This window comes from Ignavibacteriota bacterium (assembly GCA_013285405.1).
In the GTDB taxonomy this organism is placed as follows: Bacteria; Bacteroidota; Ignavibacteria; order Ignavibacteriales; family Ignavibacteriaceae; genus IGN2.
Window position 1 is genome coordinate 3,577,425 of the sequence record CP053446.1, and the last position, 25,557, is coordinate 3,602,981.

General features: G+C 36.8%; 12 protein-coding genes. All 12 read right to left on the bottom strand.

Annotated elements, in window-relative coordinates; translation table 11 throughout:
• Window positions 1-37: 37 nt before the first annotated feature.
• Complete coding sequence (locus HND39_15780) at window positions 38-3,850, bottom strand: T9SS type A sorting domain-containing protein (protein QKJ97617.1); 3,813 nt, start codon at window positions 3,848-3,850, stop codon at window positions 38-40.
• A 266-nt stretch (window positions 3,851-4,116) separates the two neighbouring features.
• Entirely contained in the window at window positions 4,117-6,450 is a 2,334-nt protein-coding gene (locus HND39_15785) for a T9SS type A sorting domain-containing protein (GenBank protein ID QKJ97618.1), read from the bottom strand.
• A gap of 180 nt (window positions 6,451-6,630) precedes the next feature.
• Window positions 6,631-6,846 carry a T9SS type A sorting domain-containing protein gene (locus HND39_15790; protein QKJ97619.1) on the bottom strand — a complete coding sequence of 72 codons (216 nt, stop codon included), beginning with the start codon at window positions 6,844-6,846 and terminating at the stop codon, window positions 6,631-6,633.
• A gap of 34 nt (window positions 6,847-6,880) precedes the next feature.
• Window positions 6,881-9,538, bottom strand: coding sequence for a M28 family peptidase (locus HND39_15795; GenBank protein ID QKJ97620.1), 2,658 nt, complete (start codon window positions 9,536-9,538; stop codon window positions 6,881-6,883).
• A gap of 62 nt (window positions 9,539-9,600) precedes the next feature.
• The gene (locus HND39_15800; protein ID QKJ97621.1) at window positions 9,601-13,323 is read right to left on the bottom strand and encodes a T9SS type A sorting domain-containing protein; all 3,723 of its coding nucleotides are present in this window, start codon (window positions 13,321-13,323) and stop codon (window positions 9,601-9,603) included.
• Between the two features lie 143 nt (window positions 13,324-13,466).
• Window positions 13,467-15,038: a hypothetical protein gene (locus HND39_15805; protein ID QKJ98041.1), complete on the bottom strand. Its 1,572-nt coding sequence runs from the start codon at window positions 15,036-15,038 to the stop codon at window positions 13,467-13,469.
• Window positions 15,039-15,145: 107 nt separating this feature from the next.
• Window positions 15,146-18,496: a S8 family serine peptidase gene (locus HND39_15810; protein ID QKJ97622.1), complete on the bottom strand. Its 3,351-nt coding sequence runs from the start codon at window positions 18,494-18,496 to the stop codon at window positions 15,146-15,148.
• Between the two features lie 63 nt (window positions 18,497-18,559).
• Entirely contained in the window at window positions 18,560-21,217 is a 2,658-nt protein-coding gene (locus tag HND39_15815; GenBank protein QKJ97623.1) for a hypothetical protein, read from the bottom strand.
• A 32-nt stretch (window positions 21,218-21,249) separates the two neighbouring features.
• Entirely contained in the window at window positions 21,250-22,722 is a 1,473-nt protein-coding gene (locus HND39_15820; protein ID QKJ97624.1) for a hypothetical protein, read from the bottom strand.
• 14 nt (window positions 22,723-22,736) lie between these two features.
• Window positions 22,737-23,669 carry a hypothetical protein gene (locus HND39_15825; protein ID QKJ97625.1) on the bottom strand — a complete coding sequence of 311 codons (933 nt, stop codon included), beginning with the start codon at window positions 23,667-23,669 and terminating at the stop codon, window positions 22,737-22,739.
• Window positions 23,666-24,136 (bottom strand): T9SS type A sorting domain-containing protein, encoded by a 471-nt coding sequence (locus HND39_15830; GenBank protein QKJ97626.1) that lies wholly within the window; start codon window positions 24,134-24,136, stop codon window positions 23,666-23,668. The genes HND39_15825 and HND39_15830 overlap by 4 nt, the downstream gene beginning before the upstream one ends.
• 13 nt (window positions 24,137-24,149) lie before the next feature.
• Window positions 24,150-25,214, bottom strand: a complete 1,065-nt coding sequence (locus HND39_15835; protein QKJ97627.1) for a T9SS type A sorting domain-containing protein — start codon at window positions 25,212-25,214, stop codon at window positions 24,150-24,152.
• Window positions 25,215-25,557 lie beyond the last annotated feature (343 nt).

Consider the following 25,557-nt stretch of genomic DNA (forward strand, 5'->3'; position numbering starts at 1 on the left):
TCACTTGCATACCCCCGGTTAAATTTTTTAATTAAAATTATTTAACAAGAATCATCTTTTTCATTGATACAAACTTCTCTGTTCTTAACTCATAGAAATAAATTCCGCTTGCAGAGCTGCCTGCATTCCACTGATAACTGTATCTTCCTGAATCTAAATTACTATTCACAAGCTCAGTTATTTTTTGACCAAGTGTATTATAAATGCTCAATGTAACATTTGCAGCTTCTGGTAATGCAAACTTAATTGTTGTACTTGGATTAAAAGGATTCGGATAATTCTGTTCAAGATTATATGAGGTTGGAACATCTTGTTGTTTTATAATTTTTAAAAGTGAAATCTCTTTATTAGTTATAAATATTTCAGAGCCATCATTTATTGCATGAGTATTAACTTCAATCCCATTCACAATTTCTAAAAGAACATATTCTCCATTAAAGTTCAGATTGGTTATCGAAACACTTAAAGGGTATTCTTCCGCCTGCAATTGAATGATGACTTCATCATTTTCAGTTAAGCGATAATCATCCTTAAGTCTTGCATCAAAACTTCCCTGAGGTGGAACCGGAGGCAAACTGAAACTTTCAATAGAAATATTATCATTAAGATTACCATTAAAATATAATTCCTGAGAGTTTCCGATTGCATCGCTAATCTTAATCTCAGAAAAGTTATTAAATATTTCTTTTGATACAAATAATTCTTCGTTCTGTTTAGCAACTGAAGTTGAACAACTGATCGTAATTGTTCCTGCTGAATTTGTTTTTAACCAGTATGCTTTTGTTCCATCAATTGAATTTACGTTTGTATAAGAGCCTGAATAACTATACAAAGTTCCCGGAATAATTATTCCTCCCGGATCTATTACAGTACTCAATAAAACATTACAATTTGGACCACCAATTAAATTCCAACCACTGCTTAATGAGATGACACTCTCGGTTATATCAGATCCAAAAATATTAACTAATTCCGAAGCTGGAAACTTCAACCAATAACCAACGTGATTTTGAAACGAAGTAGTTGAATAATATGATCCTGCATATCCAAAAAGTGTTCCTGGAACAGCATTTGGGAATAAAGTCAGATAATTATTATCCGCAACACTTAACGGAAGGCTAATCATGTTCCATCCGGGAGACACATTATACTTTGAATTAATCTGAAAATTATATTTTATCAGAAGCTGACCTAAACCCAAAGCATCTGAATAAGAATTTCTGGTACGCATATTTATATTAACAAGATTGCCATATATTGGATCGACAAGATGAAAAAATCCCCCAGCAGGAAGTTGTGCAGGATTCCAGCTAAATATTGCCGGACTGCATCCCGTTGCGGGTGTATAAAGAGTCTGCCAAATTCTTTCATTTGAGATATTAGTTGCACGGATATCAGTAAACCAATGCTCACCACAACTAACAAATCTTCCATCAAACGCACCAGCCGGAGGTGGAGGAGGTGCAGAAACATCTAAACCCGGATCATAACAATCTGATGCACCCGGGGCAGTACCAAAAAATAACGAAACGGTATTAGAACAGTTATCACTCACTTGAAAATTTACAATGAAATCAGTTAATGTGGTGGTAGTTGCATTTGCTGTTAATCCTGGCGAATAACTAATCCCAGAATTTGAAAAAGCTTTATAGTAGTATGTTGTTGCCTGTGTAAGCCCTGTATGACTAACCGGAGAGACTGTTCCATTGTATAATAAAATACCACCGGCGAAAGCACTACCAACCGGCGGTGGTGAACCTGATGGTGTTAAAAAATTACCATCATAATTCCATACAATAACCACATTGTTACCGCTTCCATTTGTAGTAAAGGAGAGATCAATTTGTGAGAAGTTAATGGCTGTTGCAGTAAAAGAACCGGGATCGTTAACTATAGGATTATTCACAATAGTAAAATTGGTATTTGAAATATCAAAAAAGATATTACCAACTGCTTCAACTTTAATTCTTGCTTGTGAAGTTGGAACATTAGGCAAATCGATCGTCTGAGAACCATCATTCGGTGTACTTGCAATCAATACAGTATTAAAATTATTTCCACCATTGGTTGAAAGAAGAATCTTAACATTAGCACAATTCACAGGAGATGAGCTTGTGTTTGCAACATTCCAGGTGATTGTTTGCTGAGTGTTCCCAAGCCATGAAACATTAGTGTTAGGCGAAGTTACCAGAAAAGGTCCGGAGTTTCCATCAACAAAAAATGTTGACATCTGTGAATAATCAACTCCGCCGCCGCCAGCCTTATTATCGCGCACAGTCAACCTGAACGTAAGGTTTCGTGAATAGGTTGGTAACAACTCTCCGATTGTTTGAGTATTGTTTAATAAATCAGAAAGCTTTGGAAAAGTTCGTGTTGGAGAAGTTGATGGATTAAAACTTCTGAATATCGGTGCATTTCCTGAAGGACTATTTGGATGACCAGCGGCTCCCAGATCAAATTCTTCCCAGCAATACGTTACTGCATCACCATTTGGATCAGTTGCAGAACCGGTTAATGCAAACGGAGTACTTTTAGGAATATAAAATCCTCCGGAAGGAATGGTTACCACTGGGGCATTATTACCGGTGTTTGTTATTACAGCGCAACCATTACCGCTTCCTGAATTTGTGTAAGTTCTGATTTCACTAAAACTAATTGTATGGAAATAAGCATCGCTGTGTAATTGAAGATCCTGACTACCGCAAATACCTGCATAAGCCATAATCGTACTTCCACTTCCTGGTTCATAAGCAGTCGAAGCATTTCTGTTTCCTCCACCACAAGAACTTTCATTCCCATTGAAGGAATGATTTCCACTAAACTGATGACCCATTTCATGTGCCACATAATCAATGTCAAAGGGATCGCCAACAGGAGCTGATGAACCTGTTACACCTCTTGCCTTTTGACCAGTTATACAAACCACGCCTAATCCGGCAACTCCACCTCCACCAGTACTGAAAACATGTCCAATATCATAATTAGCATTTCCGATAACGGCATCAAGATTAGTTTGGTTTTGCCCCAACATAGTACCGCCGCTGTTATTTGTATAAGGATCAGTGTTTGGGTTTGTATAAATAATTAAATTATTATTTGCAACAAGAACCATCCTGACAGCAACTTCTTTTTCATAAACTCCGTTCACTCTATTAACACTGGTTGTCACGGCAGCCAAACCTAATGGGACAGTTCCTCCAAAAAAGGCTGTGTATTCTCCTGTTGCTGCATTTGCTAGTCTATAAGTTCTCAACTGCGGACCAGTGGGAGGAACAGGTGAGTCAGAATAATTTTCTGGCTCCGGTAAATTAAACTCATTTGTTACCACTTGGCAATTAAACTCTGCATTACGTTTAGTAAAATCTTTTGTGTAATAGCTGATGTAATTAATTCTGTCACCTTTATTGTGAGGATCAATAAATACTCTACCATTTGGAGATAGTATTTGTGCATGAAATCCATGCGGAGTAAGATCGAATTTCAATGTTGCATAAGGATCATCAACTCCTTGACCAGTGTATGTTCGTATCTCCGGAAATTTTGCCTGAAGTTCAGGTTCCATTGTTGATGACTCCCAGAATTTAAACTTTTGATTTGAACCATTGGGAAGTGGAAGAATGATTATACTTTTAACTTCAAGTGCTTCAATTGTAAATTCAACCGGTGCAGCTTTAAGTAACTGTGTAAGTAACTGCAGATTCAATCTCACAGTTCGATAATAGTCGGGAATAATGACACGCTCTCCAATAAGTTGAATTTGGTTTTCAGAGATATCTGACCATAAATCAGACTGAGAGAATAAAAAATTATTGTTAAATAAAAGAAATGCTAAAAGTAAAATAATTTTCATTTGAACTCATTTTTTGTTTAATACCTGGATGCAACAATTATTAATTATCCTGAAATTATGAGGTAAAACCCTTATGGTCAATTTATGCAACTATAATTTATCTTAAAATACCAACGAGTATATTTTTATAAATGATAAACTTACACTAATAACAATTTAACGGCTTTATTCATATTGGCTGTAACACCGACCAAACTAATTAATTAAGCAAGTTAAATACAAAATTCATAGAGCCCTGCAATTAGCGGGGCTCCGTAAAGCATAAATTATTTCAACAACAACATCTTCTTCACTGATACAAAATTATCTGTTCTTAATTCATAGATATACATTCCTGTTGCTATCCCACTTTGCAGGACATTCCAGTTGTATTGATATTTTCCGGCTTGCAATGAAGTATTAACCAGTTCTGCTACCTTTTCTCCCAATGCATTGTAGATACTTAGTTTTACATTTGCCATCTCCGGCAATGAGAACTCGATCATCGTGCTTGGGTTGAATGGATTTGGATAGTTCTGTTCAAGTGAATATACTGTTGGTACCAATTGGCTCGATACCATCAGCTTCTGGATCGTTGCATCACTGATTACTATTTCTTCGCCTGATTTAAGGTTTTGATTTAGTGTCTTTCCTGTCTGATCCATCAACCTGATATCCATTCCTTCTACTCTTACTGTCAATGGATATACTACTCCGCTCATCTCGATTGTCTTTACTGAACTGCTCAGGTCTTCGGCTATTCTTCCACTCGAGTATCTGAAGTCATACATTCCTGCTGGTGGTGCTGGTGGTAATTCATATTGACTTAAGTCAACCTGTCCATTTACTGCATACAATGTGTAACTTACTCCTGCTGCATCGGTTATCACTATTCTTCCCCAGTTCTCAGGGAAGTATTCTACTGGTTTACCATCCTTTGCCAGTGTTTCAGGTATTATTATCTGTCCTGCTGCTGTTAGTTTTATCCAGTATCCATATCCTGGATCTAGTGTCATTGCTACTGAATATCCTCCGGAATATTTGTAGATCGGTCCACTCTGTAATCCCGGTGGATTTGTTAATACGTTGCCTGCTGTTACAACTAATTCATATCCGCCAATCCCATTCCAACCTGCTGAACCTTCTAATGGGAGATGAGGTACAGTAATTATTCCACCTGCCGGCCACTCGTCACCGGTATTATATGTTCTGGATCCTGAATGTTTCATCCAGTAAGCTATTCCTGGGTACAAAGTATCGACTGCCTGATAACCATTGTTATACTTGAAAACATTTGCTGAAGGATCTCTAAAGGGCCACCAATTATCAGGTGTATTTCCATCAGGATGATTGCCAGGAATTGAAACTAAATTCCAACCGTTGGCTACATCCACAGATAACTGGAAAGTATTTGCAGGAGTGGATGTTTCAAACTCATGAGCAGAACGACCGGAAATACCAGAGACTGGAGTTGCCACTACAGCACCAGTTGTCTGATCAAGTACAACAACACTTGTTCCGTTTGTTACAAGATAGTTTCCATTACCAAGTTGAATACATCCGCGTAGCCCAGTTACTGCATTAAAGTAGTTAAGCTGAGTTCCATTTTCATCATATATATACAAACCACTTGGAGAACTAAAATTTCCTACAATGATATTAGTTGTAAGTGTTTTATTTATTTGCTCTGGAAAAGCAATTGTTGGAACAAATACACCCAGGTAATTTCCATTCAAATCGTATCTTGTAACATCATTACTTGCCTGACCTGTGACTAAACAATCTGCTTGTCTGAAAATTATATCCCATGGTCCATCCATTTGTGTAGAGTTCGGAGCTATAAAATTACCGAGATAACTTCCTGTAGATAGACTAAATTGTGCAATCGCATCCTGATTGGCCCCGCCAGCAATAGCGGCAACAACCATAGTATCACTCGGATGTAGTTCTATTCCACGGCAATTATCGAGTACTGCTGTGTTTCCACCAAACAGAATTCTTACAAATGCACCAAGTGTATCGAACTCAACGATATTATCTGTTAACTGATCCGAAACAAGAATTTTTCCCTGTGGAGTTAGTAGTGGTTCAATAGGTGTACTCAAGTTTGGATTATCGCTGGGAATAAATACACTATCTAGTAAAGCGCCATCATCATAACGGAAAGTCATACACGCATCGTTAGTCGATTCCATCACCATTATAAATCTTGGTGTGAGCTCAGGATCAAAACCGACAGGCTTACTAAAGCCTAAATTAGGATTCTGTGTCGGTTTGTTCGACCAGTGTATCCTGGCACTTCGCAGATCATACCTTTGCACTATTTCTTCCCAGAAAGCAACCTCACCGTTATTAAAAGGATGCAGAAGATCATTTATTATTGAATAAACAACTTTGTTATTTTCCGTCCCTTTAGCTTCGATGAAAATACCTTCCGGTAAGTAAATCGTGTGCGGAAGATCATTTGATTCAGCTAATGTGCGAGCTTTACTGATTAGACTGAAATCCTGCTCTGCTGATATCATCAGGTTTTCAAAACTAATTTGAGGTTTTGCTTGCCCAAAAATTGAAACTGATATCAGGAGCAAAAGAAAAAACGAAAAAAGAATCTTAGATTTCATTTGCCCTCCAAATGTTTATTGAAAATATTAATTAAGTCGTCTATGCATTTAACATAAAATTAGACTCATAATAAAAACAATTTTTTTCGATAGTTACATTGTAACTACTTTTCCATAAAAAAGTGAAAATCCTTATCAACTCTTATTGAAAAGGATTTTCAATTATAAAATTAGATATATCTATCTTACTAAAAGCATTTTCTTTACTTCAACAAAATTATCTGTTCTCAATTCATAGATATACATTCCGGTTGCGACATCTCTTGCGTTCCATTGATACTGATATTTACCAGCTGTCAACGATGTGTTAACCAGTTCTGCTACCTTTTCGCCCAATGCATTGTAAATACTGAGTTTTACACTTGCCACATCTTCCGGCAATGAGAACTCGATCATCGTGCTTGGGTTGAATGGATTCGGATAGTTCTGTTCAAGTGAATATACTGTTGGTACCCAATTGGCTCGATACCATCAGCTTCTGGATCGTTGCATCACTGATTACTATTTCTTCGCCTGATTTAAGGTTTTGATTTAGTGTCTTTCCTGTCTGATCCATCAACCTGATATCCATTCCTTCTACTCTTACTGTCAATGGATATACTACTCCGCTCATCTCAATTGTTTTCACTGAGTTGCTCAGGTCTTCGGCTATTCTTCCACTCGTGTATCTGAAGTCATACATTCCTGCTGGTGGTGCTGGTGGTAATTCATACTGACTTAAGTCAACCTGTCCATTCACTGCATACAGTGTGTAGCTTACTCCTGCTGCATCCCTCAGTATTATTCGTCCCCAGTTCTCAGGGAAGTATTCTACTGGCTTGCTCTCTTTTGCAAATGACTCAGGTATGATTATCTGTCCTGCGCCTGTCAACTTTATCCAGTAACCAAATCCCGGAGTTAAAGTATTGGCTATAATATATCCTTGATTCGGGATGTACGTATAAACAGGGCCGGCTTGTAGTCCTGCTGGAATGGTTGTTATATTTGATACACTTGCAACATTATTATAACCACCAATCAGGTTAAATCCTGCAACTCCGTTTATTGGATCATGCGGAACCTGAATGATTCCATTTGCAGGCCATTCATCTCCGGTGTTATACGTTCTTGCACCAAGGTGTTTGATCCAGTAACCAACACCTGGCTTTAAAGTATCTGCAACCTCATACCCATTATTATAGAAAAATACATTAGCACTTGGATCTCTGTATGGCCACCAGTTATCAAGAGTATTACCATCCGGATGATTCCCGGGAATTGAAAGTACATTCCATTTGTCTCCAACATTCACACTCAACTGAAAAGTTGTTGTGGATTCATAAACAGTAACTTTAATATTATCAACATACCATCCATCTTTTGTCAATGACCCATCACTTCTAAAATAAAATCTTATAGTTATGTTTTGATTTACATAGTTTGAAATATCAATTGTTTCATGAACCCAGCTTAGTTGTGTTCCATCGTACAGAGGTTCACCGTTTGGTTGAAAACTTCCGACACCCGGATTAGTGTACAAACCGGTTAATGCAGTCCATGTTGTTCCATTATTAGTTGAAATTTGAATCTGTCCATAGTCCCAATTATTTTCAATATCCCATTGAGTATCAAATTCAAGTGCAGCTCCAAGCACATCAGTCAGGTTGATTTGACTATTATATTTCAGTGACGATGTAACATTGTTTCCATAATTTCCTGAAGGTGAATCTGTAAATGAAGTTGGAGGAGATACAAATTTTGTGGATGTGATATTCCAGCCACTTGTCGAAGTCCAATTATTAATATTATTAGCTTCATCATACAATGCAACTTCTTGTGAAGCTACGTAGAACTGGAAAAATTTTGGCGGCGGTGTACTTCCAGGTGGATTAAACCCGCTTCCACCAGTTGGAAGCGTTTTTACGACACTTGAATTTGCATCCTGTGCTGCGAGATAGTATTGAACTATTGTTCCAAGCGAAATTGAGAAAGTAGTAAAACTATAAGTTCCACTCTCAGTTGGAACACCTGTGATAGCAGTAAAAGGACCAAATGTGCCACCACTAATTTTCGTTCTGTAATAAAGTCTTGGAGAAAGATTTCCCGCTCCAATATTCAATCCGGTAGAAATAAATGCTGTAGTTGTTATCGGACCTGATAGAGAAGTTGAAGCAATAGGAGTATGAATAATATTCAAATTCAGGTTGAGTGCAAGCGATGCAAGTGTGGCATACGATAACTTTGCCATTTTAAAATAATAAGGTTGATTATAGTACTGAACCAGGTCATTTACGGTATGATAATAAGGATGAAAATCATTATCATCTTCAATGAGAAGAATTGCCCCATAACCATGATCAAGAAATGATTGATGATCGCTGTAAGGTTCAGCAGGAACAACATCTAAATCAAGATTGATTCCATAGAGAAGATTCACTTCAAGCATTTTATCTTTTAATTCACTGGTGTTTGCGACAGAACTATTGTGAACATCAGCATTGCCATCGCTATTTCCATCATAGCTGATCATATCCATGTTTATAACACCGAGAATTGAGTCACCTGCATTTTGAGCCTGAGTTGCATAATACTCACTTCCGATTAATCCTTGTTCTTCTTCATCCCACAAAGCATAAATAATTGTGAAAGGAAAATCATGCTGAGAGAAAATTCTTGCAGCTTCAATTACTGCTGCGGTTCCACTGGCATTATCATCCGCACCCGGAGCAGTTGTACCTGAAGGCATATCATCGTAATGTGCGCAGATCATGAACTTCTGATTTGGAAATTCTGTCCCTGGTTGGACTGCATATACATTCTTTCCGGTTGTACTGAAAGACTGAATCGTTGTTGTTAAACCGTAAGATTGCAGCTTCTGCTTGATATAGGTTTCTGCAAGAGAATTGCCTGGCTGATTCTTATGTCGGGAAACAATGGTTTGTGTTGTTCCATTTATAATTGTTGGAACATTACCTGATAACTCACGTGCAAAATAAACCAACGAATCTTGCCGCGCTGCATTCAATATTTGCTGAACCACCGGCGATTGCGGAAAAAGATTTGAAGAAATAATTATAGATAAAAGAAAGAAAAATATTTTTTGTTTCATAGTGTTTACCCCGTAAAAATGTAGCCCTGCCCAAAAGAGCAGGGCTTAAGATTATTATTCAATTATTTTAGAAGCAGCATCTTCTTCACTGATACAAAATTATCTGTCCTTAATTCATAGATATACATTCCTGTTGCCACTCCACTTGCATTCCAGTTGTATTGATATTTTCCAGCCTGCAGTGATGTGTTTACAAGTTCTGCTACCTTTTCTCCCAATGCATTGTAGATACTTAGTTTTACATTTGCCATCTCCGGCAATGAGAACTCGATCATCGTGCTTGGGTTGAATGGATTCGGATAGTTCTGTTCAAGTGAATATACTGTTGGTAACAGTTCTCCCGATACCATCAGTTTCTCTATCGTTGATTCACTGATTTCTATTGATTCTCCATCCTTCAGATTTGCATTCAGTTTCTTGCCGCTCTCATCCATCAACCTGATATCCATTCCTTCTACGCTTACTGTTAATGGATATACTACTCCACTCATCTCAATTGTCTTCACTGAGCTGCTCAGGTCTTCGGCTATTCTTCCGCTCGAGTATCTGAAGTCATACATTCCTGTTGGTGGTGCTGGTGGTAATTCATACTGACTTAAGTCAACCTGTCCATTTACTGCATACAGTGTGTAGCTCACTCCTGCTGCATCTGTTATCACTATTCTTCCCCAATTCTCAGGGAAGTATTCTACTGGTTTGCTGTCTTTAGCAAATGACTCAGGTATTATTATCTGTCCTGCACCTGTCAACTTTATCCAGTAACCAAATCCAGGATCTATTGTTGCTGCTGCTGAATATCCACCTGCATATTTATAGATCGGTCCACTCTGTAGTCCTGCTGGAACTGTTGTTACTAATGATGCTGTTGCTGCTATCTCATAGCCACCAATCATATTCCAGCCAATAGCTCCTGTTAATGGTGTGTGTGCAACTACTTGCAATCCACCTGCTGGCCATTCATCTCCTGTATTATAAGTCTGAGCTCCGTTATTTTTCATCCAGTATCCTACTCCAGGTGTTGCTGTAGTTATTGTTTGATAGCCAGCATTATATTTATAAACGTCTCCAACTCTTCCTGGCCACCAATTTGCTACTCCCATTCCATCAGGATTTGTTCCCGGTACGGATACCATATTCCAACCATTTAATAAGTTTATTGATAGCTGGAAGGTTGAGGAGCCAGAGGAAGGTATCCAAGAATTTGCAACACGTATTCCCCCAAGTGTTAAAGTTGCAGCATTGCTTGAACTTCCTTGTCGTAAAGCCATCATTCCTAAACTAAGAGCATCCTCACCTAAATCTGTCTGAGATATTGTAGCACTTGGTTCAATTCCATCCAAAACCGGATTGATCCATAATTTGACTTCATCGTCTGTGTTGGTAGCGGAATTAAATGAGTACTTAACTGCAATTAAATAAGTCGTATTTAAAGCATAGCTAAAAGATGTGTAAACAACATCACCATTATTTCTTTTTGCTACTCCAATTGCAAGGCTATCACCTGCATTCTTTTTTACAAAAATTTTCGCAAAGTATAATGAGGTTGTATTTTCAGGTCCAAGATGAAAGAAATAATCGCCAGCGGTTTGAGCTGAACTGAAGTTCACCATAAATGAAGCATATAAACTTCCAGCAGTAACAGAATTAAAAGCTCTGTTATCATCTTCACCGGTTGAATTCATAGAGATTGATTTACCTAATCCTGAATTAACATAACCAGAATAAGTCAATGGAGTTGCTTGAATTGAAATCGGGTTAGTACCGCTACCACTGTGTGCAAGCCATCCGTTATCAGTAAGAAATGATCCGGTTACATATTCAAAATTTTCAGTCAATGGTAATGAAGGCGCATTTGTTGTTGCTATACTGAATTGAGGTACAACACCATTGGTTTTGTAGTTAATGATTGCATCAGAATTTGTATAAGGAAAAATTTTGAAATAATATGTTGTTGCAGAATTAAAACCGAATGTTTTAGTTTGAATTCCCTGTACGACATTTTGAATAAAAAGAGAATTCGTCTCCGGTACACCATCCACCGGTGCAGCAATTGAATCAAATGCAAAAGAACTTCCTTTAATTAAATATCCATCCGGAGTCGTTCCACCGGTAGCATCAATCCAGTTTAAAATTATATAATAATATGAAGGTGTGCCATTTACTCCTGCAAAATTTGTAACGTGGTTTGTTGGTTCCGGTTTTATAACAAAACCATTACAAGTAACAACCTGCGAAGTCGCACCGCCACCTGTATTTGTTATTTCTTCACCATTATAAGTTCCACCTGTTAATCCAGCTTTCAATCTTACATAAACAGGAGTTGATGAAAGAGATCCGCCGGAATAAGGCACATTGACACTTCCGGAGAATGTTGTATTATTTAATGATACTTCATAATTCGTTGAACCAGTTACTGAAATATTACCTGATGCAGGAGTAAGATTACTTCCGCTTAAACTATAACTTTGAGATGTTGATGGTCCACCGCCCTGAGAATATGAAAAGCCTGATAACGAAGATGGAGTTACACTTATAAATGGGGTTCCTGAAGGTGGAAATATTTCAGTCCAAGTGGTTGCTACTCTAATACCATCAATGGATGCATTTGGTGTTCCGCTCGATCCTTGCCGTACAACGAATCGCGCAACTTCTGCTAAATCAACACCAGCAATCTGTGTCAAATCAGGAGTTGGTTGTGTTCCATCCACTGGAGGATTTATCCAAACAGAAGCCACATCATTCGCGGTTCCAGTAATTACTTCATAACTCATAGCGATTAAATATGTAGTTCCAGGATTCAAATCAACCGGATGCCAGACTGCGGCTGCATTTGATGAGCTGGTTCGCAAGCCAATTTGAAAAGTATTAGCTACGGTTCCAGTTTTGATGGAAATTCTCGAATTTAGTGCGCTCGTACTTGTACCCGGTAAATAAGAGATAAAATAATCACCAGTTGTACTTGAATTTGCAGCCAGTCCAGTCGTATTCGCAAGATTTAATAAAAACGCAGAATAAGTAACGGTACCTTCTCCTTGAGCAGGAAATTGTCTGTAAACATCTTCACCGGATGTGGTTAGATATAATATATCTATTTTATTAAATAGTCCTGATGACTGATAGCCAGAATATGATAGACTACCGCTCGATACCTGAACTAATGAACCGGTTGAGCCTGAATAACTAACCCAATTACCTCCGCTACCAGAGACCAATCCACCAACCGCATAATCAAAATTTTCTTCCCAGAATAAAGTCATCACTGAATATTCAAGATTGGTTATTTCGATAGGGAGACCAGTCCCGCTATCCCAACTGAAAACTCTTGTATAAGGAACTGTTGAACTCTTCCAACTTATACTAAAATTTTCAGAAGCAAATGAAGCTGCCGAAGTTTGTAATCTGAATCTATAAAGCCGTAAGGTTTGATCCGGTAGAATTGTTCCGTTAGATCCCGGAAGATTAGATGATGTTCTCAAGATATTCGGACTTGTAATTAAAGCAGAAGGTGGATATGCACCGGCTGCAAAATCACTAAATCCGGGAACAAGTGAAAATGCTGCTGTTCCTCCATTTAAAAAAGCAGGATCATAATTCCAGGCATAACTGCCGTGACTATAATTAATACCTGAGAGACTTGTGTTTTTAACAAAGACATCAAATGTTAGTGAATTTGTTGACTCAAAACTTATATTGGCAACACTTACTTCGCACTGTTGAGCAAAGAGAATTCCGCTCACTGCAAAGAATATTACCATTAGAAAAATATAAAGAATATGTTTAGGCATTTTGCCCTCCGATTAGATTGTTTTTGATTAATGAATTTTAATAAATCTGATAAAATAATTTTCATCAACATTAACAAAGAATGAAAAATATCTTAAACAATAACTGAACTTTCATAATAAACTTATATTTAACTCAACTGATATTATTCACCATTTTTGTTTGATATATTTTCGCCGCTTATAGATGAATCGCCGGCGGGGGTTTCTTTAGTCACACCCATAACACTATTGGTGAATACAATATTTAAATCTTCAATTTCAGTAAACATATCTCCGTTCAAATCTGTATTTGTATATCCGGTCGTTCCAATTGTATTGTTATTAAAGACTGAATTCAAATCAGCATTATCAACTGTACCGTTCTGGTTTACATCACCACCGTAAATACACCATTTACTTCCAACAAGTTTTAAATTGTTACCAAATGCTTTGTTCTGTCCGGTTGTAAAATCATAAGTCAAAGTGTTAGCAGAAAATGTTTGCGGGAGTGCACTCCAGGTTTCAACTGCATTTCTATGCTTTACTACCAGATAATAAGGTGTTCCATTACTGGCATTCAAAAAGCTGCCACTTCCAATGCCAGAATTATTCACAACTATTTTAGTTTGATCAACAAGATTAAAAGGGAATGAAGTGTTGCGAAGTTGAACTGATACCGTATCTGAATTCATAACTGAACCGTTGTAAAATCCCTCGATTAATACAGTGAACGAAGTTAAGACCATCGCATTAAAATATTCGGATTCGAGTTTGTAAAAACCAGAGCTTTGTGCAGCATACTGTGTTGTTGAATCCACAGACACAACCTGATAACCCGATGATGGAATTGAGATTGGAGTCCAGGAAACACCACCATCTATTGAACGCCAGCTTCCCGGTGCTGTTGAATAACTGTTAACTAAAATAATATTTCCGTCAGTTGGTTGAATATGAACTCCCCACATAAATATTCCTGTAAAACCAGATTGTAAGCTCCAGGTTTCTCCGTAATCGGTGGATTTCAATAATCCACCACCACCACCCCATTTTGTTGCCCATGCAATTCCCGGGTTTGTGTAATCAACTGAGATGGTTGGGATTTCACCGCTGGTAAAATATTTCTGCACCCATGTCAATCCATAATCAGTACTTTTAAAAATTCCTGTTCCGTTATCTCCGATAAGAATAATGTTTGTTCCCGGAAAAACTTCAATATCACAAGGAGCTGCACCAAGACCAAAATCACTTGATATTGTTGTCCAGGTGCTTCCAAAATCCGTTGACTTTTTAAAATTCGTACCAATCATAGTAAAAATTGTATTTGGGTTTGATGGATCCTGTGTCATTGGAATTCCGAAATATGACATTTGTCCTTCATCAAGAGTCAAAATCCAGTTAGATCCGTCATTAGTTGTTTTATAAATTTTATCATTCGGTGATGATTCAATTGCGATGATAAATGTTCCCGGAACTGCATCATTAAGAATTATACTTTTGATTTCCGATGAACCCGGCACTAATACACCTGTCATAGCAAAAGTTTCACCTCTATCCGTGCTTTTATAAATTTTATTGTCAGAACCATAGTAAACAATATTTGTGTTGTTGATATTGTAATCAATCGGTCCACCAAGACTGCTTCCACTTCTTTTTTGCGTCCAATGATACGGTGTTTGTGCAAAAACCAGGCTTGACAAAATACAATATACAATTGTTGCATAAAGATGCCTCATTATAACTCCTCATGTTTATGAATAATAAGTTTGCATTTACTTTATTGCACAATTGGTTATACTGTGAAAATAATATTTGATTAATTGTTTTATAAAAATCATACATAATATTATGGCGGAGTTTGTTTCTGAATATTCAGGATACTATTTCTGAACACTATATTCAGATCTTCTATCTCCGTGAATGAATCACCATTCAAATCTGTCGGAATATATCCAGTTACTCCGGAAATATTCTGCGAATAGACTAAATTCAAATCGGGTGTATTAATGTAACCATCCTGGTTTACATCTCCACCGAAAATACACCACTTACTTCCAACAAGTTTTAAATTATTTCCGAATGCTTTGTTCTGCCCGGTTGTAAAATCATAATTAAGTGTATTTGCAGAAAATGTTTGAGGGAGAGCACTCCACGTTTCAATCGCGTTTCTATGTTTGAGTATTATATAATATGGAATCCCATTTGATGTATTTGTGAATCTTGCTGTTCCCTGACCACTGCTGTTCAATAATATTTTAGTCTGATCAACTAATGAATAAGGAGAGGATGTATTTCTAAGTTCAATTGCTACTGAATCAGCAACCATAACTGACCCATCATAAAATCCTTCCAGCAAAGCAGTAAAAGATGTGATCTCAAAAATATTTGCAATCTGCATACTAACTGGAATTGTTATTGATGAATTAACAGGATCGTTACTCGTAATCAAAACATCCATCGTGTATAAACCGAGCGGATAATCTTCGGAGATGAAAGTCAAAACCACTTCAATTGAATTGCTGTTGTATATTCTTCCACTGCTAATATTGTTTGATAGCCAATCAGGATCAGATGATATTTTCACTGCAAGATTATTTGAAACGTAAGCAGAATTGTACGTGACCTGTAAACCATCTGTTCCATTTGAATTTTCAATTCCAACAGTTGCAGAGGTAAGAGTAGCATTCATATTATTATAGTATAACATTATCCTGCCGTTTTGATAAAGAACTACCTGGAATGTAAGTGAGCCGGTTGCGTTATACTTTTGCCAGTTTGTGAATTGAATATAAAATTTATCACCATCCGGTAAATAGTGAACAGTGCCTTGTGTTCTTCCATCAAGATCATCCCAGAACGGAGCGATTAAATTATTTGGTAATCCTGTTGCCGGTATCTGTGCATTAGTTATATACGAAGATGTTAAAGCATTGAAACTTATAAATCCGTTTGTACTTAAAAAAAGATTGTTGTATTGATTTCCGTAAAATTCAAACGGGAAACCGATTTGAATTGCGTTTGTCCATCCATCATCGAGCGATCCGTTTGGAAAAGATACTTGAACTGCCGAAGGATTTGCTGTGATATTGTACCACGTATATTGTGGACCGTTCGGATCATTGCTGTCGATCCACTCATAACCAAATAAATCAGGCCCTCCTTGTCCGTCAATGCTAACTCCATTATTTCCAGAATTATTTTCTTTATCACTAATATTTTCTTCCGAGTTAAAATCATAAATTTTTGGGAGTAGTTTTACATTAACCAATCCATCTGGGAATGTATTATTCTCCAATGAAACAGTAAAATCAAGAGTAGAAGGTAACACTGTTACGTTCGAAATAGTTAGCGTGTCTGTTTCAGTGGATTGCGGTGAAATTATTTTATTAATTGATAATGGAACTGCAGATATTTGCGGAGCAATCCAGGTTGTTCCTGAAATTGGATTTGAAATATTTGACCAATTACCCCACATATCACTTGACTTAATTGAAAAGTGATATGTAGTTGAAAAATTTAATCCCGTTACATTGAAAGTTTCAGTAGCACCTATTGTATCCGGTGTTCCTGCAAAGTTTAATGGAGTTGCATTATTGAAAGTTGTTTCATTGGTAATTGGATTCAGTGAATACCTGATATCATAATCAGTAATTCCATTTATGGTGGAATCATAAGGAACTGTCCATTGAAGAGTAAGTGAATTTGAAGTTGGATTAATGACTAATAGATTTGAAATCGGATCAGGCGGTGTTGTATCTGGAGTACCCAAAGATAAAAAAGCAGCATAAACATCTATCAAACCTGTTCCATAAGTATTGTCCTCACCTGCTGTTCCGAGATCTCTGGCAGTATTGTATAACGCTTCAAGAATTTGTCTTCCGGTAAGATTTGGAAAAGCTTGTTTTAACAAAGCAACTGCACCAGCAACATGCGGAGCTGCCATTGAGGTTCCGGTTGCTGATGTATATCCACCAGAACTATTACAAGAACGAACAGACGTTCCCGGAGCTGATACCTCAGGTTTAATTAACAACGAGCCTGTTCCTCCGCAAAGTGAAGGACCTCGGCTTGATGAACTTGTTATCGGGTCGTTTGATCCTGCAAGCCACGACGCACCATTAATATTTGCAACACAAAATACATTTACAGAATTCGTATTAATATTTTTTGGCTTTGTGATTGTCGAAGCACCAGATCCGTTGTTTCCCGCTGAAAATACAACTGCTATTCCTGCAGCTTCAACTGCATCGAGAGTGGTTTTGTAAATTCCTGAACACTCATTTGTGACATCAGGATCATACCAACTGTTGCTGATAACATCTGGCATATCGTCTGTTGTGGCTGGATTTCCATCCGGATTTATTGCCCATTGAAATGCAGCAATAGAATTTGAAGTATGCGGACTCGAGCAAATAGTTTTCGCTGCAATCCATTCTGCATTTATTGCGACACCCACTGTATCTGCGGTTGTTATTGATCTTCCGACCATTGTTCCCATTGTATGTGAACCATGATAATCACAATCATTTGGTGTTGTTGTTCCACCTGACGGATCAAACCAAGCCTGATTGTATGGAACGTGATTTCCTCGCCACTTGTATTGAAGTGCAGGATGTAGAAGCTGAACACCAGTATCAATTCCCATGACCAATCTTCCCTGTCCTGTGATTCCCATTGCCCATAACAAATGTGCATTAATTATTTTCACACCCGGTTCAACTGATTCAATACCTTCTGGTGCATTTTCAAAAACTTCGACCGGTTTATCCAATTCAAGTATTGCATCGAGATCAATTTGACTTACATCCATACGAAACATTAATTCATTAATTACATCAAGTTTTGCTTCCACCGCTATAAGATTACTTATCCAAAATGATTCGTATTTAAAAACTCTTCCCTGTGCTGATTTTTCATTTAAATAAGATATAAGATTTGTTTGTGTGTTTCTTGCTTTTTCTTGTAGTGCATTAATCAGTAGATAAGCTCTTTGCTGAATAGAGACTGATTCCCTGTAAAATTGTTCATCCATAGATATAACATCTACCTGATCCCGTAAGAGAACTATTACTTTAATATAATCTTCAGGATTTGCTTCAGACATTGCGTTTTGAAGTCTCGAACTCACTTCTACCTGGCTGTAGAGAAGTGATGATAATGATATATTCAATAATAAAAACAGAAGAAAAGATTTCATTTTACCCTCAGCATTTTGCACAACATAATTTTTTTGAAAATTAAAAATTATTCTACATTAAAATTATGGAGATATTTTTTGTATCCCCAGAGCATTGTTTATAAAAACAATATTTAAATCCTCAATCTCCTCTAAGTTATCGCCATTCAGATCTGTATTTACATAACCAGATAATCCGTTTACATTGTCTGAGAAAACCTGATTGACGTCTATCGAATTAACAAAACCATCCTGGTTTACATCACCACCGTAAATACACCATTTAGTTCCAACAAGTTTTAAATTATTTCCGAATGCTTTGTTCTGTCCGGTTGTGAAATCATAGGTTAAATTGTTAGCAATGAATGTTTGAGGAAGCGTGCTCCAGGTTTCAATCGCATTGCGATGTTTTAAAACGATATAATATGGAATCCCGTTATCTGCATTATAGAATCTGCCTGAACCTTGTCCACTGGAATTCAAAAAGATTTTTGTTTGATCTATTAATTCATACGGAACAGAAATATTTCTTAACTCAATGTTAACTGTATCTTCAACTGATGAAGTACCATTATAAAAACCTTCAATCAATGCTGTAAGTGATGTCAGTTCAATAGAATTAGCTGTGTAATAAAATATTTTTATATCGTCAACATACCATCCATCTTTCTCAACATAACCATCCGTTTTTAATTCAAACCTAATTTTAAATTGATTACTGATATAAGATGAGAGAGATATCTCTTCTTTAACCCATACAGTTTGTGTTCCGTCATAAAGAGGTTCTCCATTCGGTTGAAAAGAACCGGTTCCCGGATTTGTGTACTGACCATGCAAAGGAATCCAGGTTGCTCCGTTATTTGTACTTATTTCAACCTGACCGTAATCCCAGTTATTTTCAATATCAAATTTTGTGTAAAATGATAAACGAGGATTTGAATAACCAGTCAAGTTTATCGCGTTAGTAAGAGTCATAGTTATTGTAGAACTTGCAGCATAATTTCCTGATGGACTATCGGTATAAGAATTTGGTGGTGAATTATATGTTGCTGTTGTTATCGCCCATTTAGGTGCTGAAGCAGGTGTTCCGATTATCGTCCACAAGTTATTTGGATTATTTGTTGTATCAGCAAAAATGTATTCTGGTTTACCAACAATTAGAAATAATGTATCCTCACTCATTGTTACACCGTTTGTGTTAGCTTTTATTAGCAATTGAATTTGCGATTCTGCCTGAGCGTTTGATGATATCGTAAATGAAAGCGGTGATAAAACAGTTGATGTGTGTCTCGCACTAATTGAATCAAATGATGCATTGCTCACTGAAATGGTTGCATTAGTATTTAAAGAAGTCAGCTCAATAGTTACATTCGCTGCAGTTGATAATCCTTTATTCCTGAAAGTCGGATACATAATAATATTATCGCCTGGCATAAAATATTGTTTGCTGAAATTCGGATTTATCATTTCAACATAACCGCCGGCAATCCACGCATAATATAAATTGGGAAAAACGTTTTCAATTGCGAGCGGAAATATTTCTGATTGAGATGGCCAAAATCCTGTTGTTCCAACTTCAGGTGTCATTGTAAATATTTTCCCGCTATTTAAAACCGTATCTCCATCATAAAAATAATCATCACTGTTTCCGCGTGTGCTATAGTTTACAGTTTGCAAATCAGTACCATAAGTATAATTATTATAGAAAGTCATATCAGAAGCATATTCCCTGAATGTTAATGAATCAGGTGTTTCATGGTCTAAAGCACCATAAGGATAGATGAGGTAGTTGCCATAAGTGTGGTAGTTGAGTGCATTCTTAATTTTCCTTGATGCAAGAAAATTCTTAATATTATTTGTTTCAGGTTCTGAGAATGGTGCTGTTCCTCTGTAAGTATCACTTGATGGAGTTGTACTCGAACCACCATTTGGTGCATTCCAGTAAGAATAGGGTCCATAATTTCTGTTTAAGTCCACACCATAACTTCCACCATTATTTCTCCTGTTCTTCCGCCACATACCACCACCTGAAGGATATGTACTCCGATTATATTCGTAGCCATCAGGATTTACAACTGGAATAAAATATAATTCACGATTATTCACAAGATATTGCACTGCGGGATCGGTGTTATAATTTTCCAGCAAATAGTACATAAAGTAAATCATCTGCATCATACTTTCAGGTTCTCTTGCATGATGAAGAGCGGTGTACAGAACCTCTGGCTCATTTTCATCTACTCCGGGGTTATCAGAAATCTTAACCATATAAGTAGGTTTGCCCTCAATTGTATTTCCGATTGAAACTTTTGATGTTATCAGATTAGGAAAGAGAGATTTCATACTATCAAGTTCTGCAACTACTTCAGCAAGAGTATAAAACCCACCCATAGAACCAAATCCAAATCCTCCAACATTCATTTCTGTTTTGCTTTGATTAATGAACGCAGATTTTTGTTCATCAGTTAATTTTGGAATTTTGCTGTAATATCCATACCAGTCATCAATAAGGATTTCATATCTGAAACCGGTAGTCTGCAATAAACCAAATTCATTATCATTCAGAAAGACGATGATTGAATTATCTCTTGAAAAGTTCAGATGATCGAATTCTAATCCTGAATTTAAAAGTTTTTCGATATCAGAAGAACTATTCAAATAAATTTGAACCTGTTTATAATTCTGCGCAGATAGAGTCTGAGCAAATATTAAAAGAAACAGCAAAATGAAAATATTTTTCATAACTCGATTTTGTTTAAGCAATCAAAAATCTTTTACGGTTTTATTCTGTGAATTCCCAAAACATTATTTCTGAACACAATATTCAGATCTTCAATCTCGGTAAGTGAATCACCATTTAAATCTGTCGGAATATATCCTACTGCCCCGAAAATATTCTGTGTATAAATTGAATTCAAATCTGTTGCATTAACAAAGCCATCCTGATTAATATCACCGCCATAGATACACCATTTAGTTCCGATAAGTTTTAAATTATTTCCGTACGCTTTGTTCTGTCCTGTTGTAAAATCATAAATCATTGTATTTGATGAAAATGACTGAGGTACAGCGCTCCATGTTTCAATCGAATTGCGATGTTTTAAAACTATGTAATATGGAACTCCGTTAACTGCATTATAGAATCGGGCAGAACCTACTCCAGTACTGCTCAAAAATATTTTAGCCTGATCAACGATTGCAAAAGGTGCAGATGTGCTGCGAAGTTCTACTGTTACTGTATCCGGTTTCATTGTCGAACCATTGTAAAATCCTTCAATCAATGCTGTGAAAGAAGTTATTTCAAGATACTCATTATCAAAGCCGAATGTTGCATAAACCGGCAGATGGTCGGATGCATAATGTAATGCATCTGCAACCTGCTGACTTACAACAGCATTTGGCGGTTTGTTGATTGAATCATTAAAATGATTACCATCATTTCCATACGTTACGAATGAACCCGGATAAAAAGTAATTCCTCCGCTATTAAGAATTTCTTGTGACATTAAAATCATATCAAATCTATCATCCAATCCTCCTGTTGAGCCACCACCAAAATTTCTTATTCGGGTTGATTGTGTGTGGTAAGAATCGAATGCCCCATTATTATTCCATTGCCCAACAAGATTTAGAGGGTCAATAAAATAACCATCTTGAGTCTGGTTAAGCAATTTCTGAAAAGCCATTTCATTCGAATTATATATATTGAAATCACCGACCACAATAAAGTTAGAATTTGGCGGAAGCGAATTAGTTCGTTTTCTAAGACTATCAACTTCAGCCATTCGCTGGATACTGTCCGCTCCGGAATCACCTGCTTTTAAATGAACCGAATAAATAATAATTGTATCACCTGTTGCATTATGTCTGAGTCTGAATTCATTTATATCACGAAGCGTGGTCGAGATTGGTATGTTACTCAAAAAAGTAAATATACTGCTCTTATAAAAAATTGCATTATCAGTATCCATTCCATTAATAAATGTTCCTGCTGCATATCCGGAAGAAACTCTGTTCAGTACCCGAACAAGGAAACCGTTTACACCAGTCACCGAAGTCATTTCCTGGCATACAAGAATATCTGGCTGAACGTTTGAAAATATTGTTCTGAAATATGGATTTCTTACAAGTGTATCGGTTAACACAAAATTCAGCATATTGTAAGACATAATTGTATGCTGATTTTGACTAAGTACAATATTAGTAAATAGTAAAAATGGGAGAAATATTTTTAGAAATTTTCGCATGGGGTACCGCATAATTATTTGAGAAGGATCATTTTTTTAGATTGAACAAATGATTGTCCTGAAAGTTTTGAAGAATTGTTAACTCTAAGTTGATAGAAATATATTCCACTCGTCAAAGCTGAGCCTTGATGGTTTGAAAGACCTTGCCTACCTGCAGGCAGGTTCTGTCCGCCATTGGCGGATTCGTTGGAATGACTGCTGAATTCAACTTCGTAAATGCCAGCAGGTTTTTCTCCATTAATTAGTATAGCAACTTCATTTCCAAGTACATCATAAACAGTAAGTGTTACAACACAGCTTACTGGTAACTGAAAACTGATTATTGTAGTTGGATTGAAAGGATTAGGGTAGTTCTGTTCTAATTTAAATTCTGATGGTAACACACTTTCATTTGCCGCATCTGCTACAATATTATTATAGTAAACAAATAATTTCAGTTGATTGAAAACTTCGAAATTATTTATTTGATAAGTTCCACTACCTGCAATCGGGACATTAATAAAAGTGCCGTTAATTAAATCCTGCACGAGCCCTGTAATTTCGTCTGGTAAATTCCATTTGAAATACATTTCCGTCGTACCCAGCATACTCTGATATCTGAATCTGTGTTCAACGGTTCCTGAGTAGGGAAATCCCGGCGCATTTCTGTAATCAAGCCAGGAACTGAATGAACCATTAAATCCATTTTCAGGAAGAATCCATCTTACATCGAATGCACCGGTTGGCGGATACGGAGGAAGATCACTTTCACCAAGAAGAAAATCTATTCCATTCGTTGCTGTTTGATCCAGTCCGAAATACAGAATTTTTTGACCGCCGGTATTATCATAAATCTCGAAAGGAATAGACACTTGCGCCTCAGCTTGACAATAAGCAATGCTGCTGAAGAAAATAACAAATAAGAAAACCATAGTGCAAAGCAGGATATTTTTTATATGGATTATCATTTTAAAAATATCATTTTCTTTGAAGAAATAAATTTGTTCGCTCTTAATTCATAAATATAAATACCGCTATCAATGTCGGTGGCGTTCCATTGGTAGCTGTATCTTCCTGCTTCCAATGTTGTGTTCACTATTTCATCTACCTTCTGTCCCAATGTGTTGTAAATTGTCAAAGTTACTTCCGATGCTTCAGGCGAATCAATACCTACTTTATAAATGGTAGTTGCGAATTCACCATATCGATCAAGTGTTGCATAATAATACCATCCATCACCTGACTGAACAAAACGGTAGCCATTCTCTGTTTCCATCCAGTAGAAGAATTCATCACCCCAAATTCTTCCAATGAATGTTTTTTCATCCGGTTGTTGTAGCTCATTCATTCCTGTGTCAAACGGGGCAGACTTTAGAGTTGTGTAGTTCAATAAAATCAGTAATACTACAAACAGAATGTATAACAACTTTTTCATTTTTCTCCTCCTGTTATTTGATTATTAATAATTTTTTAGTTATGAATTTTGTTTCTGTTTGCAATTTGTAGAGATAGATTCCTGATGGTAAATTGTCAGATGATAGATTAACTTCGTGAAATCCTGCGCTAACGAAATCATCTGCAATTGTTTTAATTAGCTCACCTAAAGAATTATAAATTTTTATAGAAATCTTTCCTTCTTTGGGAATTGAATAACTAATATTCGTGATTGAATTAAAGGGATTGGGGTAGTTTTGGTATAGAATTATTTCTGTTGGAAATATCTCTTGATCTTCTTGAGGAATTGAAGTAATAATCTCGCCCAAGTATCCATACTTATTAACTTGCTGCGCAATTATTGTAAATTGATTTATCGGACCAATGGTTATAAAACCACCTTGCCCATCGGTTGTATTCTCATATGCTATTGCAGGATAAGAAACTACAATGCCATTGTCATCCCACAGGATATTACCAAGAGTATCGTACATTTGGCTCATTGTGGAAGACGCAATTGTTGCATCATTCCATATTAAAATTGTTCTGCCAGAATCTGATGGAATAATATACGGACTGCCTATCGGAGTATTTCCACTAATCTCAATGCTGCCATTCGAAAATAATTTGCTCCCATCAAATCTCAACGCTTGAAATTGAGCAATTCGGTTTATTCCATTTTTTGTACCGCTCCACCCATAATAGTAATAACCACTATTAAATTGTATTCTTAATTCTGTATTTATATAGAGACTATCCGCAATCTCAACATAAGGTTCCTGCCAGAGGTTGTTACCGAGTGAGTCTTTTCTCTGTGCTACAAGCTTTATATTGTTTATACTGCCTGTTTTTCCGCTTAATACTAACCCTCCTGCCTGATCAGGTACCATATTTCCAAGCGTGATGCTATCACTTCTTGCTATCTCTCCATTATTCCTTATCCTGTATAAATTTCTGTTAACCTGTGCATAGTAGTTACCATCGCTTGCTCTTACTACTTTTATACTGGTACCCGTATTGATTAGAAATATACCTGTTTCACTCCAAACTCTCCGACCAAACCTATCAATTCTATTCATTAAGATTCGCTCATCGTAGTTTTGCCATACAATTACGCAGCCTCCATCTCCATCGCTGACTAATCCACCTTGTCCGTGATTAGTTTCTTCTGTTGTTACTCTTACACCTGTTTGCCCCCATAAAAAATTGCCAGCGCTATCAACTTTCTGTACTCTAACTCTGCTGGTAAAATCTGTTCCAACAACTTGGTTATCATCATAGCTTACAATTACTCCGCCTTCACCATCCTCAATTATTTGCGCCTGCCATTGTTCAGGTAGTTCACCAAGTATTTGTTTTTTATCGCCCCAAGGTTTGTATCCATATTTATCCAGTCTTTCGACAGCTAGCTTTTGCGGATAA